The organism is Vibrio sp. 10N.222.46.A1 (genome assembly GCF_041473595.1).
In the GTDB taxonomy this organism is placed as follows: Bacteria; Pseudomonadota; Gammaproteobacteria; order Enterobacterales; family Vibrionaceae; genus Vibrio; species Vibrio tasmaniensis_A.
Genome location: NZ_JBFRSN010000639.1, coordinates 1 through 285, shown reverse-complemented (window position 1 = coordinate 285; position 285 = coordinate 1). Strand labels below are relative to the sequence as shown.

1 pseudogene is annotated in these 285 nt (G+C 46.7%); it reads right to left on the bottom strand.

What is annotated here, in order from left to right:
- Positions 1 to 285, bottom strand: a pseudogene (locus tag AB4496_RS17500) (hypothetical protein); the annotation flags it as partial.

Below are 285 nucleotides of genomic sequence, written 5' to 3'. Positions count from 1 at the left end.
GTATTTGAGCTGGTCTTTATCGAAGGTTGCTGACCAAAAGGGTTCGTTACCGAATACTCGTGTTGAACGCAGTGGTTGGTCACAACGATTAGGGTTTTCTGCGGTTAGGATATTCACTTGATCAACCACGAAACGTGCCGTGAAATCTGCGTTATACCCGGTTTGGCTCGGTACGGTTAGGTGACCAATCAGCTCGCCATATAAAGCTTGGTAAGGTCTCGTTGAGAGCCCTTGTGCTTCTAGCGCTAACTCTGGAGATAAGTTTAACCAGTATTGTTGTTGGCT